This is a genomic window from Frondihabitans sucicola, from assembly GCF_030296615.1.
GTDB classification, from domain to species: Bacteria; Actinomycetota; Actinomycetes; order Actinomycetales; family Microbacteriaceae; genus Frondihabitans; species Frondihabitans sucicola.
In genome coordinates this window covers 3746679-3761794 of sequence record NZ_AP027732.1, presented here as the reverse complement: position 1 = coordinate 3761794, position 15116 = coordinate 3746679, and the positions used below count along the sequence as shown (strand labels likewise).

Sequence of the window (15116 nt, the reverse complement as noted above, 5' to 3'; positions counted from 1 at the left end):
TTGCACCAAGAGTGTCCTGCAATCACATTCCACTGACGTTGCCACAGCAAACAACTTCAGTGACAACAATCTATAACGGCTTGGTAACGGGGTCTAGTTACCGAATCGTTATTTTGCTGAGAAGAAACCGAAAGGATCGTTGCCGTTCCCGATGACGGGGGACAGCCTGTCCCTCTGTCGGGGGACACCGTGATCCTGCTCGCCACAAATCGAAGGGGATTTTCGCCGCTTGCTGCCGCGATCCCTTTCGGGACGGGTCGCCGGCGAAAATCCCCTTCGATATCGGGAGGGGGATCAGAAGACGTCGGGGCTGGGTGTCGAAGCCTGGCGGATCGACACGTCGGCGTGGCGGTCGAACCGGTAGCCCACGCCACGGACGGTGCGCACGATGTCCTCGAAGGCGCCGAGCTTCGAGCGGAGGCGGCGCACGTGGACGTCGATGGTGCGCTCGTTCGGTACCTCGTCGTCGCCGGCCGACCAGAGGCTCGAGATGAGCTCGGCGCGGTCGATGGTACGACCCTCGCGGAGCACGAGGTACTGCAGCAGCTCGAACTCCTTGTAGGTGAGCGGGGCGACGTCGCCGTCGAGGAGGAGGCGCTTCCGCGAGATGTCGACGACGACTCCGCCGCGGGCGCCCGGCTCCTCGTCGACCTCGGTGTGGCGGTGCTTCGCGAGGGCGGCAGGATCCTGCAGCGCGAGTCGGACGACGTCGACGTCGCGTCCGCCTGCACCTTCGGGGGCCAGGGCGACGGCCGCGTGCGTTTCGGCGGCCGGGGCGAGCTGGGCGGTGAGGGCGCGGAGCTGCGAGACGATCTCGCCGAGACTGGTGCCCGCATCGGCGGCCTTCAGCTCGTCGATGCCGACGTAGAGGACGAAGCCGCGGGCTTCGGTGCCGGCCGGGACGGCACGGAGGCGAGGTGATGTCGCCGGCTGTTCGGGGGCGACGGCGGTGAGGTGGCGCTGGGCCGGGGCCTGAATGGTTGTGGTGCTGGTGGTCTGGGTATCGAAAGCGAGAGACATGGAAGTGGAGTCCTTGGGACGTGGGGAGATCCGTTCGTCCGCCAACTCGACTTCAGGTGCGCTGTCGAGTGCGGAGAAGGAACGCGATTCTCCGGTGTGTGCCGCGAGGCTCGCACGTTCGAGCGGAATGAGGCCCAGGAACGTGGAACGGGATGGGATGCGCCGCCGGGGTGTTGGCGGACGATGCATCCGGAGTCAGTCGCCTCGATCAAGGATGTGATCGAGACGATGCGATCGGCAGGGCAGCTGTATCAGGCCTGCGGACCAGCGGAGACTCGGCGGGTCAGGTGCCGGTCAGGCACACATTCGACAACACATGACTGCGTCGGTCGGCATCATCATGCCGGCTCGCTCCACGAGACCTCGGGAGGTGCGCGTCGTCGAAACGACACCGGCCTCCTGGGCGATCGGGGCGTGCGTGTGAGCAGTCATGAGTCCGATTGTGTCGCAGGAGTTGATGCCGTGTCAACCAACACCCGTTGTTTCCCGGTCGCGGTTCTTCGATCGTGCGCACGGGACGGCCGATCGTGACCGGCGAGTCGTGTACGACCACGGCGCTCGCGGGAGGGGCGGCGCGACCGGGGCGGTGGCGGCGGAGGGGAGGTCAGGCCAGGCCGTAGAGGCGGTCGCCGGCATCGCCGAGACCGGGCACGATGTAGCCCTGATCGTTGAGGCGCTCGTCGACGGCGCCGAGCACGATCGTCACCTCGCGCCCGTGCATGGCCTTCTCGACCGCGGCCAGGCCCTCGGGCGATGCGAGGATGCAGACGGCGGTCACGTCGACGGCACCGCGCGCGAGCAGGAAGTCGATGGCGGCGATCAGCGAGCCGCCGGTGGCGAGCATCGGGTCGAGCACGAAGCACTGCCGGTTCGACAGGTCGTCGGGCAGACGCTCGGCGTACGTGGTCGGCTCGAGCGTCTCTTCGTCGCGCATCATGCCGAGGAACCCGACCTCGGCGCTCGGCACGAGCTTCGTCATGCCCTCGAGCATGCCGAGGCCGGCGCGCAGGATCGGCACGACCAGCGGACGAGGCTTGGAGATGGCCAGACCCGTCGTCGGGCCGACCGGCGTCTCGATGTCGACGGGCTCGGTGCGGACGGTGCGCGTCGCCTCGTAGGCGAGCAGCGTGACCAGCTCTTCGGTCAGCGCGCGGAACGTCGGAGACTTCGTCTCGCGATCACGGAGCACCGTCAACTTGTGGGTGATGAGGGGTGGTCCGCAACGTGCACTCGCATAGGCTCAAAGCTAGCGGAGTCGAGCCGAGGAGGTGTGCCGCGTGCCACGCATGCCCGAGGAGTTCGACGCGTGGATGGGCGTGGCACTCGACGAGGCAGCGCTGTGCCAGGCATCCGGCGACGTCCCGGTCGGGGCGATCGTCCTCGATCCTGCGGGCCTCGTGATCGGCCGCGGGCACAACGAACGCGAGAAGCTGCAGGATCCCACGGCCCACGCCGAGGTCCTCGCCCTGCGCGACGCCGCGGCGGCCCTGGGCGACTGGCACCTGACCGGCTGCACGCTCGTGGTCACGCTCGAGCCGTGCCCGATGTGTGCCGGGGCGATTCTCGCTGCGCGGGTGCCCCGCGTCGTCTTCGGGGCGTGGGACGAGAAGGCGGGGGCGTCCGGGAGTGTGTACGACATCCTGCGGGATCGTCGCCTGCCCCATCGGGCCGAGGTGTACGCCGGCGTCCGCGGGCCGGAGTGCGCTGCCCTTCTCGACGACTTCTTCACCGCCCGCCGCTAGGCCGACAGAGACTGCCGTAACCCGTTTTGCGGACATTTCAACTCGCCGCGGCACGTCGAGATGTCCGCAAAACGCGTTACGGCAGCCCCCGCTAGTCGACGGAGCGGACGACGATGGCCTCGGTCGTGGGCTGCGGCGAACCGGGCTCCACCCAGACGTCGGGCTCGACGTAGATCACGCGGGCCAGAGGCACCGCAGCGCGCACCCGCGCCTCGACCGAGTTGATCGACGCCGCGACGTCGGCCAGCAGCTGCTTTCCGCCCATCGCGACCTTCACGGCGACGAGCAGTTCGTCGGGGCCGAGGTAGAGCGTCTTCATGTGGATGATCGACTCGACTTCGGGCCCTGCCGTGATCGCGTTCCTGATGGCGGCGGTGTCCTCGCTCGAGGCGCCCTCGCCGACGAGGAGGCTCTTGGTCTCGACACCGAGGATGATGGCGACCAGGATCAGCAGGACCCCGATCAGAACCGTTCCGAGCGCGTCGAACAGGCTGTTGCCGGTCAGCACGGTGAGGCCGACGCCGATGAACGCGAGCACGAGGCCGGTGAGGGCGGCGGTGTCCTCGAGCAGGAGCACGGGCAGCTCGGGCGCCTTGGCGCGGCGGATGAAGCGGAACCAGCCCTGGTCGCCCTTGTGCGGTCGGGCTTCGCGCAGGGCCGTGCGGAGGGAGAAACCCTCGAGGCCCATCGCGATGACGAGGACCACGAGGGGAAGCCAGGCGTTCTCGAGCTCGTGCGGGTGCTGGATCTTTCCGATGCCCTCGTAGAGGAGAAGACACCGCCGATGGAGAACAGGATGATCGAGACCACGAACGCGTAGACGTAGCGCTCGCGACCGTATCCGAAGGGGTGCTCCTCGTCGGCGGCCTTGCGGGCCTTGCGACCACCCAGCAGCAGGAGCAGCTGGTTGGCGGAGTCGGCGATCGAGTGGACGCCCTCCGCGAGCATCGACGCGGAACCCGAGACGGCCCAGGCGATGATCTTCACCAGGGCGATGCCGAGGTTGGCGCCCAGCGCCGCGAGGATCGCCTTCGTTCCGTGCCCGCCGTGCCCCGTGGCTTCGGCGGGGACGCCTGAGTGATCGGAACCGTCGGCACCGGTGATTTCGGTCATGAGCTTCTCTCGTCCTTTCGCGGGCGGAACCCCTGCGCCCCGTTCGCTGCCGCCAATCCTAGGATGGACGAATGACCACGACCCTCCCCGCGACAGCAATTCTCGGAGCCGGTTCGATGGGGGCGCGATCCTGCACGGCCTCCTCCGCCCCGACGTCACCGTCGAGGGCGGCATCCGCGTCACGAACCGAACCGAGGCCAAGGCCGCGCCCCTCCGCCACGGCAGTGTCACCTCCCTGGCGACCGAGGCCGATCCCGCCGCGAACGCCTCGGCCGTGACCGGCGCGAAGATCGTCCTCATCGGCGTCAAGCCGTACATGGTCGTCGACCTTCTCCGCGAGATCGCCCCGGTGCTCGAAGCCGGGACGATCGTCGTCAGCCTCGCTGCCGGCATCACGATCGCCGCGATGGAGGAGGCCCTTCCGGATCACGTCGCGGTCCTGCGTTCCATGCCGAACACGCCGTCCGTCGTCGGCCTCGGCGTGACCGGCCTCGCCGCCGGAACCCGCTCCTCCGACGCCGACCTCGCCGTGGCGCGGAGCCTGTTCGCCTGTGTCGGCGACGTCGTCACGATTCCGGAGGACAAGATCGATGCGCTGTCGACCATCTCCGGATCCGGCCCCGCCTACGTCTTCTACCTGATCGAGGAGTGGACGCGCACCGCGGTCGACCTCGGCTTCAGCGAGCACCAGGCCGCCGTCCTGGTGCAGGGCACTTTTCGCGGGGCGTCCGAACTGCTCGCGAACGACGTCATCGCGCCCGACGAGCTCCGCCGCCGGGTGACGAGCCCGGGCGGCACCACCGAGAAGGCCGTCGAGGTGCTGCAGGCGGCCGACTTGAAGGGTCTGTTCGACCGGGCCTCCGCGGCCGCTCTCGCCCGCGCAACGGAGATCGCGAGCGAGTAGCTCCGTACCGCGCGCGACGCGGCCGCGACCCGAGCGCGAGACCGGCGCGCGACGGGCGCTGCGTCGGCGGCGCTATGACTCGAGGGCCGAGAAGCGTTCGAGATCGACCTCGGTGCCGCTGACGATGATGAGGTCGTGGTCGCCCACCACCGTCTCGGGGCGTGCCTCCTGGAACGCGCCTCCCGGGCTCTTCACCCCGACGATGGTGACCCCGAACTTGGGCAGCACCGTGCACTCGCCGAGGCTCTGACCACGCACCGACTTCGGCGGGTACATCTTGACGATCGAGAACTCGTCGTCGAACTCGATGTAGTCGAGCATCCGGCCGGAGACCAGGTGGGCGACGCGCTCGCCGGCCTCCGCCTCCGGGTAGATCACGTGCGTGGCGCCGATCCTGGTCAGGATCTTGCCGTGCGACTTCGAGACGGCCTTCGCCCAGATCTGCGGCACCTCGAGGTCGACGAGGTTCGCCGTGATGAGCACGCTGGCCTCGAGCGAGGAACCGACGCCGACCACCGCGATGGCGAAGTCGGCCGCCCCGATCTGACGAAGGGCGTCGATGTCGCGGGCGTCCGCCTGGACCGCGTGGGTGACTCGATCGGCCCATTTCTGAACCAGTGAGACGTCCGTGTCGACGACGAGCACGTCTCGATCCTGCCGCTCGAGCTGACCCGCCGTCGCAGCGCCGAACCGCCCGAGGCCGATGACGAGGACCGGCGCGTCGTGGGGGATTCGCTCAGCCAACGATGGGCCTTTCTTCGGGGCGTGTGAACAGCTGCCGCCGCTGGCTGTTGGCCAGGGCCACGGCGAGTGTCACTGTACCAACGCGGCCCATCCACATCGTGACGGCCAGCACGTACTTCGCGCTGTCCGGGAGCGATTCGGTCAGACCCGTCGACAAGCCGCAGGTCGCGAAGGCCGAGATCACCTCGAAGAGGACATGCGACAGAGAGGCCTTCGTGATCTGCAGGATCACGATGGTCGCCACGGCCACGATCGTCGCGCCCCAGAGGGCCACGCTCACCGACAGGCGCAGGACGTCGGACGGGATCCTGCGTCCGAACGCCTCCATGCTCTGCTTGCCCCGGGCCTCCGCGAACGCCGCCAGGAACAGCACCGCCAGCGTGGTCACCTTGAGGCCTCCCGCCGTGGACGCGGAACCGCCTCCGATGAACATGAGCATGTCGGTGACGAGCAGGCTCGAGTCGTGCAGGTGCGCGATGTCGATCGTCGAGAAGCCGCCGGACCTCGACATCGTGCTCAGGAAGAGCGACTCGAAGATCGTGGTGCCGGCGTCCTTCGCGCCGAAGGTCCGCGGGTTGTCGAACTCGAGGACGATGTAGAGGACGGTTCCGGCGGCCAGCAGGATCGCGGTCGTCACGAGCGTGAGCTTCACGTGGAGCGACCAGCGCCGCGGGTGCAGCGGATTGCGCGTGATGGCGTAGATGACCGGGAAGCCGATGCTGCCGAGGAACACCGCGACCATCAGCAGACCCAGGAAGAAGAAGTCGCCCTCGAACGGCGCGAGGCCCGCCGCGTTCGGGGTGAACCCCGTGTTGGTGAAGGCCATCGCCGCGTAGTAGAAGCCGTCGAAGACGGCGTCCTTCCAGGGATGCCGTCGATCAGCAGGCGCGGGACGAGCAGGATCCCGATCACCAGCTCGATCGCGAGGGCGCTGACGGCGACCGTGGTCAGGAGCCCGCCCACCTCGCCGAGCCGGACGGCCTGCCCCTCGGGGACCGGCCCGGCGTGCGCTCGGAGCGGATTCGAGTCGCTCGCGGCCATCAGCCGGGATCGCAGTCTGAGCCGGCGGGAGACGACCAGGCCGAGGATCGACGCCACCGTGAGCACGCCGATCGCGCCGATCTGCACGCCGACGAAGATGACGACGTGGCCGAAGAGCGACCAGTGCGTGGCCATGTCGACCGTCGCCAGACCGGTCACACAGATGACGGACACGGCGGAGAAGAGGAGTCGGCCACCGGGGTGATCTCGCCGTCGGCCGAACTGATCGGGAGCATGAAGATCGCCGTGAAGAGCAGGATCAGCGTCGTGAAGATCAGGATCGCGAAGCGCGCCGGAGACTTGCGGCTCGCGTCGTCGATCGCCTCTCGCAGCCGCGCCAGCGGACGAGTGGGGCGGCGACCCGACGCCGACGGTCTCAGAAGAGGTGGTGCTGACGCCACCCGACCTCCCCGTACCTCTGACGAATTCACCCGAAAACCGTCATGGTACTCCGGGCCATCCATCAGTAGCCTTGCGCGTATGGCCGACATCTTCACCGTGATCGCCGACCCCACTCGTCGAGAGCTCCTGAGAGTCCTCCTGCTGCGCCGCCCAGGCGAGATCAGCGTCGGAGAGCTGGTGACCGCGCTCGGGCTGAGCCAGCCGACCGTGTCGAAGCACCTCCGAGTCCTGCGCGACTCCGGTCTGGTCCGCGTGCGAGAAAAGGGGCAGCACCGCTACTACAGCGTCGATGCCGAACCCCTCACCGAGGTCCAGGAGTGGCTGAGTCCGTTCGTGGTCGCCCCCGCGTCCGCGGGCGCCCAGCTCGCCGCCGTGCCCGCTCGCGGTCCGGGCGTCTCGATGCCGGCGCCGCTCCGCCGCGCGGCGGAGAACCTGCCCGACGTCGGCGACGTCGGCACCACCCTGGGCCGTGTCGTCGCCGGCGCGCAGAGCCGCATCCCCGGCCCCATCAAGAAGCGACTCGGGCACCGCGAACAGGGGTGACGCGGCAGCTTGCCAGCGAGTCACATGCGCCCCTAAAGTAGCCACGGGGCACACGAGTAACACTCAGCCGGTCCCAAGTCGCCGGTTCACACCGCGTTGGTCGACAGCGCAGGTGAGCCCGGCCCGAACCCGAGGCAGGATCATGTCGGACGACCTGACAGACGTTCGCTTTCTCACGGTGGCGGAAGTCGCCGACATGATGCGCGTGTCCAAGATGACCGTGTACCGCATGGTCCACTCCGGCGAGCTGCCCGCGATCCGCTTCGGACGTTCGTTCCGCGTCCCGGATTCCGCTGTCGCGGCGGTTCTGCGCGGCGGCATCGCCGACGTCGGCTGATCCTGCTGCCCCGGTTCGTCTTTCCAGGCCGACCCCGGTAGACTCCACCAAGGTATTTTTCCGCGGTTCTTTGAAATGGACCCGGTTCGTAAAGGTCCTGTTCAAAAATCTGTGAGGTGCCCTATGGGTTCTGTTATCAAGAAGCGTCGCAAGCGCATGGCGAAGAAGAAGCACCGCAAGCTGCTTCGTAAGACGCGTCACCAGCGCCGCAACAAGAAGTAGGCAAACAAAAACGGTCGGCACCCTTCGGTTGCCGGCCGTTTTTGTCTTCTTCCTTCCGTGGTGGTCTGGCGCCTCGCGTGCTCGGGGTGGCACCTGCGCTCTCTGGCTGCGACGGAGACTCGGGGCGCGAGATCGCGGTGTGGCCGCGCCACCGGCGGCACAGGCAGCCCCCGCGCCACCGGCGCGACCGGCAGGCCCACTCGCGACCTCAGCGCGACTCGGCCGGCGGTGGAGGCGCGCAGTACTCTGGGGGAGTGCCCGTGCCCCACATCACCCTGCTGACCAAGCCCGGCTGCCACCTCTGCGATGACGCGCGGGAGGCGCTCGAGGCGGTGCTCGACGAAGTCGAGTTCGCGGGGGCCCGCGACTACGACGAGCTGTCGATCCTCGACGACCAGTCGCTCGCCGACGAATACTCGGAAGAGATCCCCGTCGTCCTCATCGACGGCCGCGTCCACACCATCTGGCGTGTCGAACCGGACCGGCTTCGCACGGCCCTCCGCGCGGCCGCGCCCCACCCGCCGCACGGCGCCTGACCCGCCCCGGGCCGGCCCACCCTGCCGCACGGTGCCCCACCCTGCCGCACATCGCCTGACCCGCCGCAGGCATCTGTCGGCCGCGGCGCGGTGCCGGAGGAACGAAATCCGCCCTCCCGCAGAAGCCGGAGGGCGGATTTCGTGAGGTCGCTGCGGAGCTACGGAGTGTCTCTCACTTCACCGCGGGTCGTGCGTCGCCAGGATCGCGCGGCGGCGGGTTCTGTGAAGGCCGCGGGCGACCTCCGGCGGAGGGGGAGACGCACCCTAGGGTTCCAGTCGCGTGGGCCCGCGGAAGAGGTACGTCGTCTCACGGAGGTTCGCCAGGTGCAGCATCAGCATCAGCACGCGCGAGAGTCCCATGCCGAACCCGCCGTGCGCCGGGACGCCGTAGCGGAAGAAGTCGAGGTACCCCGACAGCTCTTCTGGCTCGAGCCCCTTCGAGCGGGCCTGCTCTTCGAGGATCTCGACGCGGTGCTCGCGCTGAGCACCGGTGGAGATCTCGACGCCGTTGAAGATGAGGTCGTAGCTGTTGGTCAGCGACGGGTCGTCGGCGTGACGCATGTGATAGAAGGGCCGGATGCTCGAGGCGTAGTCGGTCAGGAACACGAATTCGTGACCGTACGTCTCTTTGACGTAGGCCGCGATCTGGCGCTCGCCCTCGGGGTCCATGTCGTCGTCGGCGCGCGGAACCTCGTACCCGCGCGAGGCCACGATCTCTTTGGCCTCGGCCAGGGGAATGCGCGGGAACGGGATGGTCGGCACGACGAGCTCGAAGCCGAACAATGCCTCGATCTCAGCGCCGTGCTTGTCTTTCACGGCCTGGAAACCGGCGACCAGAAGCTCTTCGTGGAGCTTCATGACGTCTTCGTGCGAGTCGATCCAGCTGATCTCGGAGTCGACGGACGTGAACTCGGTGGCGTGGCGGCTGGTGAAGCTGGGGTCGGCGCGGAACGCGGGCCCGACCTCGAAGATCTTGCCGAAGCCGGCCGACTGGGCCATCTGCTTGAAGAACTGCGGGCTCTGCGAGAGGAACGCGGACCCCTCGAAGTAGTCGACGCGGAACAGCTCGGCCTTCGACTCACTCGCCGACGCCATCAGCTTGGGCGTGTGGATCTCGACGAAGTCGTTCTCGACCCAGTAGGTGCGCCAGGCGTGCTCGAGAGTCGTCTGGATCTTGAAGATGAGGGCGTTCTTGGGCACGCGGAGGTCGAGGAACCGCCAGTCCATCCGCTTGTCGATGCCGGAGTCGTCGGCGATGGGCGTCTCGGGGATCGCGATCGTCGTCACGTCGAGGGTCTCGAGCTTGATCTCGACGCCGCCGAGCTTGACGCGCTCGTCGTGCTTCAGGTCGCCGGTCGCCGTGAGGAACGAGCCCTGCGAGAGCGAGGTGATGGTGCCGGACACGTCGGTCGCGACGATCGCGCCGTCGGCGTCCGTCGCCCGCGGGTTGACGAGCTGGACGGCGCCGGTCTCGTCGCGGAGCACGACGAACTGCACCTTCTTCTGATCGCGCACCGTCTCGACCCACCCGGACACCGAAACGGGCCCGTCGGAGGAAGAAGCGAGGTCTTTGATGAGAGTGCGGTTGGTCACGCTGCCCGAGTTTACAGAGAGCGGAGGTTCTCTCGGCACCGAGAGACCCTCACCCTGTGGAAAAGCCAGGTGGGAGGTGTGCGCGGTCGCGCAATCTACACTGGAATGCGTGCCCGCAGACCAGATCCACCTCGTCCGTCACGGCGAGGTCGAAAACCCGGAGGGCGTCCTGTACGGACGCATCGAGGGGTTCGGTCTGTCGACCCTCGGCCACCGCATGGCCAAGGCCTCGGCCGACTTCCTCCGCGCCGAAGCCGCGCCGGTGCGAGCTCTCGTCGCCAGCCCGCTCCAGCGCACGCAGGAGTCGGCTGCGCCCTGGGCCGCCGACTTCGGTCTCGAGGTCCAGACCGACGAGCGACTGATCGAGCCCACCAACAAGTACGAAGGGCGCCGCGGCGACTTCAAGAAGTCGCTCGTGCGCCCGGCCGAGTGGCCGTGGATCGTCAACCCTCTCAAGCCCAGCTGGGGCGAGGCCTACGTGAGCATCGCCGCTCGCATGCTCGCCGCGGTCGACTCGGCCTGGCGCAGCGTCGACGACGGCGACGTCGTCCTCGTCAGTCACCAACTCCCGATCTGGATGGTCCACCGCAGCCTTCTCGGCCAGCGGCTCTTCCACGATCCTCGCAGGAGGCGATGCACGCTCTCGAGCATCACCACCCTCGCTCGTCGCGGTGACGCGTTCGTCGAGGTCGACTATCGCGAGCCCGCTCGCGCCCTGCAATCCACTGCCGTCGACACTGGAGCCGTGTGAAAACCGCCCGATTCAAGAACCTCGTCCGCTTCGCCGTGATGGGAGCCGTCGTGGCTGTCGCCGTCACCGGATGCTCCAGCAACAACCTCCTCTCGCAGTACCAGAGCGGAGACAACAAGAACTACATCTCCGGCGATGGCACGGTCACCGAGATCAAACCGGCGGACCGATCGAACAGCGTCGAGTTCACCGCGAAGACCGATCAGGGCACGTCGATCTCGCGCAAGACGTACAACGGCCGCGTCGTCGTCCTCAACTTCTGGTACGCCTCCTGCCCGCCCTGCCGGGTCGAGGCGCCCGACCTCGCGTCGCTGAGTAAGAAATACGACTCGCAGGGCGTTCAGTTCATCGGCGTGAACGTGCGCGACGAGGCCGACACAGCCCGCGCATTCGATCGCTCGTTCACGATGCCGTACCCCTCGGTCGTCGACGCGACCGACGCCAAGGTCCAACTGGCGCTCGCTGGTCAGCGCGGGCCCAACGCGACCCCGACGACGATGGTCCTCGACCAGAAGGGGCGTGTCGCCGCCCGCGTCCTCGGTCAAGTGAACAAGAGCGTCCTCGACACCCTGATAGCCGACACCCTCAAAGAGGGCAAGTAGGTGTACGCCGACAACCCGTTCTTCCAGGCGGTCACGAGCGGCCAGATGGCGGTGGCCCTTCCGGTCGCCGTCCTCGCCGGCATCATCTCGTTCATCTCGCCGTGCGTCCTTCCGCTCGTCCCCGGCTACCTCGGCTACGTCGGCGGGCTGACCGGAAACGCGCAGGATGCCAGGGGGCGCCGGATCGATCGGGGTCGCGTGGTCCTCGGCGTCGTCCTGTTCGTCCTCGGCTTCACCGTCGTCTTCGTCGCCCTCAACACGGCAGCCGGAGCCCTCGGTTTCTGGTTCCTCGAGTGGCGGTCGCTCATCACGCGTCTGATGGGCATCGTCGTGATCCTGATGGGTCTCGTCTTCATCGGCAACTTCCCGTTCTTCCAGCGGTCCGCGAAGCTCTCCATCAGCCCGAAGACCGGCCTGATCGGGGCGCCCCTGCTCGGCCTCGTCTTCGGACTCGGCTGGAGCCCGTGCCTCGGGCCGACCCTGTCCGCCATCACGGCGCTGTCCTACAACTCCGGCTCCGCCTGGCAGGGCCTCCTGCTCGGTCTCTTCTACTGCGTCGGGCTCGGCGTGCCGTTCCTCCTCGTGGCTCTCGGACTCGGCTGGATGTCGCGGTCCATCGCATTCGTCAAAAGGCACATCCGTGCCGTCAACCTTCTCGGAGGCAGCCTTCTCGTGCTCATCGGTGTTCTCATGGTCGCCGGGGTCTGGACCGACCTCATGTCGCGCCTGGGGGCGGTGATCGCGAACTATGGCACCGTCGTCTGACGACAAGAACGGCCGCGATCGGTCGACGAAGAACGGCGTGCAGTCGCCTCCGGAGGCGCCCGACGCCGATCGCACCGACGAGAACGCCGATCCGCTTCGGCCACAAGACCACATCGACTACGTCCCGCCGACGACCGCGGCGGGCGGCGCCGGAGGTGGCGACGACGGGATCACGCAGCCCCGGCTGGGCTTCTTCGGCTACGTCCGCTTCTTCTGGCGGCAGCTCACCAGCATGCGGACCGCGCTGTTCCTCCTCATGCTGCTGGCGCTCGCCGCGGTGCCCGGCTCCCTCGTGCCGCAGACGACCTCCGACCCCAACGGTGTCGCGCAGTACAAGGCCGACCACCCCGAGCTCTATCCGATCCTGCACAAGCTCGGGCTTTTCGACACCTTCTCGACCCCGTGGTTCTCGGCCGTCTACCTGCTGCTCTTCGTCTCGCTGATCGGCTGCATCATCCCGCGGGTGAAGCACCACCTCGAGGCCCTGCGCTCGGCGCCGCCGAAGACCCCGGCGCGGCTGACGCGCCTCGCCGGATTCCAGTCGCACCCGCTGAAGCACGACCTTGCGGGAGGAAGGCTCCCGCGTCCGCCGAGATCGCGATCAGCACCGCCCGCGCGCAGCTGCGGCGAGCCGGCTACCGCACCAAGGTCTACGGTGACTCGGTCAGCGCCGAACGCGGCTATCTCCGCGAGACGGGCAACCTCGTGTTCCACATCGCGCTTCTGGGTGTCCTGATCACCGTCGGCATCGGCGGAGGCTTCGGCTATACCGGCCAGCGCGTCGTCGTCGAGGGGCAGACCTTCTCGAACAACCTCGGTTCGTACGACTCCTTCAACCCGGGGCGCTTCTTCCGCGACACCAATCTGGTGCCCTACAACATCAAGATCGACAAGTTCACGGCGAAGTACGAGACGAAGATCGCCGACGCGCTCGGCACCCCGATCGATTACCAGGCCGACGTGACCGAGCAAGTCCAGGGCAAAACGGCGAAGAGCACGAAGCTGCGGGTCAACGATCCCCTCGAGATCGGCGGTACCCAGGTCTACCTCCTCGGCAACGGCTACGCGGTCGACGTGACGGTGCGCGACGGGCAAGGGAACATCGCCTTCAAGGACAGCGTCCCATTCCTGCCGCAAGACTCCAACCTGACGTCGCTGGGCGTCATCAAGGTGCCGGACGCCCTGCCGACGCAGCTCGGCATGATCGGCTTCTTCTACCCGAGCGCCACGTCGCTCGGGACCGGCGCCCTGACGTCGAACTACCCCGACACCATCAACCCGAAGCTCACCCTCGACGTCTACTCGGGCAACCTCGGGCTCAACGACGGTGTGCCGCGCTCGGTCTACAACCTCGACCTCGACGGGCTCAAGCCCATCGCGAGCACGCCGAAGGCCGGGTCGGCGCAGCCTCTCGAGGCGCCCCTGGTGCTGAAGCCGGGGCAGACGGCCACGCTGCCCGACGGCCTGGGCTCGGTCCAGTTCAACGGCGTCAAGCGATTCGTGTCGCTCGACGTGCACCACGATCCCTCGCAGGTCTACGTGCTGGTGTTCGCGATCCTGATCGTCCTCGGTCTCCTGACCGGCCTGTTCGTCCCTCGGCGCCGAGTCTGGGTCAAGGCCGTCCAGGGCGACGACGGCCTCCGTCTGGAGTACGCGGGCCTGGCTCGCGGCGAAGATCCCACCCTCGAACGCGCGGTCGACGACCTCGCCAAAAAACATCTGTCCACCCTGGGGTCTCCCGTGAGCTCCGACCGACGTAAGGTGTCCTCGTGAGCCCTGCTGACCTTTCGACCTACTGCCTCTATGCCGCCTACTCGGCCATCGGCATCTACGTGATTTCGTTCATCGCCTTCGCGCTCGACCTGGCCAAGCGGTCCGGCGACGCACAGGTGGCGGCCACGGCGGCGCTCAAGGCGCAGGCCAGGCAGCTCACCGGCCAGGCGCAGGCCGAAGCCGCGGGTTCCGTCGCCTCGGTCGGCGGATCCTCCTCCGGAGGTGTCGCGGTCCTCGAGCGCACCGACGTACCCGTCTTCGACGCACCGCAGCGCCGCTCGTCGAAGTTCGAGCGCATCGGTATGTCGATGATGACCCTCGGTCTCCTCGTCCACATCGTCTCGGTCGTCCTCCGCGGTCTCGCAGCGGGGCGGGTGCCCTGGGCCAACATGTTCGAGTTCGGCCTCACCGGCACCGCGCTGATCGTCGCCGTCTTCCTGATCGTCAACCTGCTGGTCGACCTCCGCTACCTGGGCGCCTACGTGATGGGCCTCAACCTCATCCTGCTCGGCGTCGCCGTCGTCAACTTCTACGTCGCGGTCAGCCCGCTCGTCCCGGCTCTCCAGTCGTACTGGCTCGTCATCCACGTCTTCGTGGCCTGCCTCGGTACGGCGTTCTTCGCGATCGCCGGCGGCCTGTCCGCTGCGCAGATCGTGCAGGCGCGGCGCGAGACGTCCAAGAACGCGGGGATCAAGCTCTTCGACACGCTGCCCGGGGCCGATCGGCTCGAAGACCTCGCCTACCGCATCGCTCTGGTCGGCTTCGTCCTCTGGACCTTCACCCTCATCGCCGGCGCCGTCTGGGCGGAGAAGGCGTGGGGCCGCTACTGGGGCTGGGACACGAAGGAAGTCTGGACCTTCATCATCTGGGTCATCTACGCCGGCTACATCCACGCTCGCGCGACGCGCGGCTGGCGCGGCGCCCGGTCGTCCTGGCTGTCGATCGTCGGCTTCGCCGCGGTCATGTTCAACTTCTCGGTCGTCAACCTCTTCTTCAAGGGGCTGCACGCCTACTCGGGGCTGTAGACC

General features: G+C 67.7%; 14 protein-coding genes and 4 pseudogenes. 12 read left to right on the top strand and 6 right to left on the bottom strand.

The genetic code is table 11. The features are described 5' to 3' along the window. Positions 1–294: 294 nt before the first annotated feature. Together QUE79_RS19335 and upp are read right to left on the bottom strand one after the other, a co-directional pair. Positions 295–1020, bottom strand: coding sequence for a winged helix-turn-helix domain-containing protein (locus QUE79_RS19335; protein WP_286344476.1), 726 nt, complete (start codon positions 1018–1020; stop codon positions 295–297). A gap of 604 nt (positions 1021–1624) precedes the next feature. Continuing rightward, positions 1625–2256, bottom strand: a pseudogene (gene upp, locus QUE79_RS19330) (uracil phosphoribosyltransferase). Positions 2257–2306: 50 nt separating this feature from the next. On the opposite strand from upp, the gene QUE79_RS19325 reads away from it, so the two are divergent. Then, entirely contained in the window at positions 2307–2762 is a 456-nt protein-coding gene (locus tag QUE79_RS19325) for a nucleoside deaminase (RefSeq protein WP_286346781.1), read from the top strand. A 91-nt stretch (positions 2763–2853) separates the two neighbouring features. Here the strand turns inward: QUE79_RS19325 and QUE79_RS19320 are convergent. After that, positions 2854–3875: pseudogene (locus tag QUE79_RS19320) on the bottom strand (cation diffusion facilitator family transporter). A 71-nt stretch (positions 3876–3946) separates the two neighbouring features. Here QUE79_RS19320 and proC point away from each other — a divergent pair. Further along, a pseudogene (proC, locus tag QUE79_RS19315) lies at positions 3947–4779 on the top strand (pyrroline-5-carboxylate reductase). 72 nt (positions 4780–4851) lie between these two features. On the opposite strand, the gene QUE79_RS19310 reads toward proC, so the two are convergent. Together QUE79_RS19310 and QUE79_RS19305 are read right to left on the bottom strand one after the other, a co-directional pair. Beyond that, positions 4852–5523: a potassium channel family protein gene (locus tag QUE79_RS19310; RefSeq protein ID WP_286344475.1), complete on the bottom strand. Its 672-nt coding sequence runs from the start codon at positions 5521–5523 to the stop codon at positions 4852–4854. After that, a pseudogene (locus QUE79_RS19305) lies at positions 5516–6905 on the bottom strand (TrkH family potassium uptake protein). The gene QUE79_RS19310 and the pseudogene QUE79_RS19305 overlap by 8 nt, the downstream one beginning before the upstream one ends. 139 nt (positions 6906–7044) lie before the next feature. Between QUE79_RS19305 and QUE79_RS19300 the strand changes: the two are divergent. The 4 genes from QUE79_RS19300 (at position 7045) to QUE79_RS19285 (ending at position 8604) form a co-directional block, all read left to right on the top strand. Then, complete coding sequence (locus tag QUE79_RS19300; RefSeq protein ID WP_286344474.1) at positions 7045–7509, top strand: metalloregulator ArsR/SmtB family transcription factor; 465 nt, start codon at positions 7045–7047, stop codon at positions 7507–7509. A gap of 142 nt (positions 7510–7651) precedes the next feature. Then, positions 7652–7846, top strand: a complete 195-nt coding sequence (locus tag QUE79_RS19295; RefSeq protein WP_286344473.1) for a helix-turn-helix domain-containing protein — start codon at positions 7652–7654, stop codon at positions 7844–7846. Positions 7847–7969: 123 nt separating this feature from the next. Then, entirely contained in the window at positions 7970–8068 is a 99-nt protein-coding gene (locus QUE79_RS19290; RefSeq protein ID WP_003792170.1) for a 30S ribosomal protein bS22, read from the top strand. Between the two features lie 254 nt (positions 8069–8322). Further along, positions 8323–8604 (top strand): glutaredoxin family protein, encoded by a 282-nt coding sequence (locus QUE79_RS19285; protein WP_350271592.1) that lies wholly within the window; start codon positions 8323–8325, stop codon positions 8602–8604. Between the two features lie 264 nt (positions 8605–8868). Here QUE79_RS19285 and aspS read toward each other — a convergent pair whose 3' ends face one another. Next, complete coding sequence (gene aspS, locus QUE79_RS19280) at positions 8869–10197, bottom strand: aspartate--tRNA(Asn) ligase (protein WP_286344472.1); 1329 nt, start codon at positions 10195–10197, stop codon at positions 8869–8871. A gap of 109 nt (positions 10198–10306) precedes the next feature. Between aspS and QUE79_RS19275 the strand changes: the two genes are divergently transcribed. Genes QUE79_RS19275 through ccsB form a run of 6 tightly spaced genes read left to right on the top strand, consistent with a single transcriptional unit; the run spans position 10307 to position 15113 of the window. Further along, complete coding sequence (locus QUE79_RS19275) at positions 10307–10948, top strand: histidine phosphatase family protein (RefSeq protein WP_286344471.1); 642 nt, start codon at positions 10307–10309, stop codon at positions 10946–10948. After that, the gene (locus QUE79_RS19270) at positions 10945–11550 is read left to right on the top strand and encodes a TlpA family protein disulfide reductase (RefSeq protein ID WP_286344470.1); all 606 of its coding nucleotides are present in this window, start codon (positions 10945–10947) and stop codon (positions 11548–11550) included. Before QUE79_RS19275 ends, QUE79_RS19270 begins: the two co-directional genes overlap by 4 nt. A 45-nt stretch (positions 11551–11595) precedes the next feature. Then, complete coding sequence (locus tag QUE79_RS19265) at positions 11596–12315, top strand: cytochrome c biogenesis CcdA family protein (protein WP_286346779.1); 720 nt, start codon at positions 11596–11598, stop codon at positions 12313–12315. Then, complete coding sequence (locus QUE79_RS25885; protein ID WP_491018483.1) at positions 12299–13051, top strand: cytochrome c biogenesis ResB family protein; 753 nt, start codon at positions 12299–12301, stop codon at positions 13049–13051. The genes QUE79_RS19265 and QUE79_RS25885 overlap by 17 nt, the downstream gene beginning before the upstream one ends. Further along, the gene (gene resB / locus QUE79_RS19255; protein ID WP_491018492.1) at positions 12937–14088 is read left to right on the top strand and encodes a cytochrome c biogenesis protein ResB; all 1152 of its coding nucleotides are present in this window, start codon (positions 12937–12939) and stop codon (positions 14086–14088) included. The genes QUE79_RS25885 and resB overlap by 115 nt, the downstream gene beginning before the upstream one ends. Further along, positions 14085–15113 (top strand): c-type cytochrome biogenesis protein CcsB, encoded by a 1029-nt coding sequence (ccsB, locus tag QUE79_RS19250; protein ID WP_286344468.1) that lies wholly within the window; start codon positions 14085–14087, stop codon positions 15111–15113. Before resB ends, ccsB begins: the two co-directional genes overlap by 4 nt. Positions 15114–15116 lie beyond the last annotated feature (3 nt).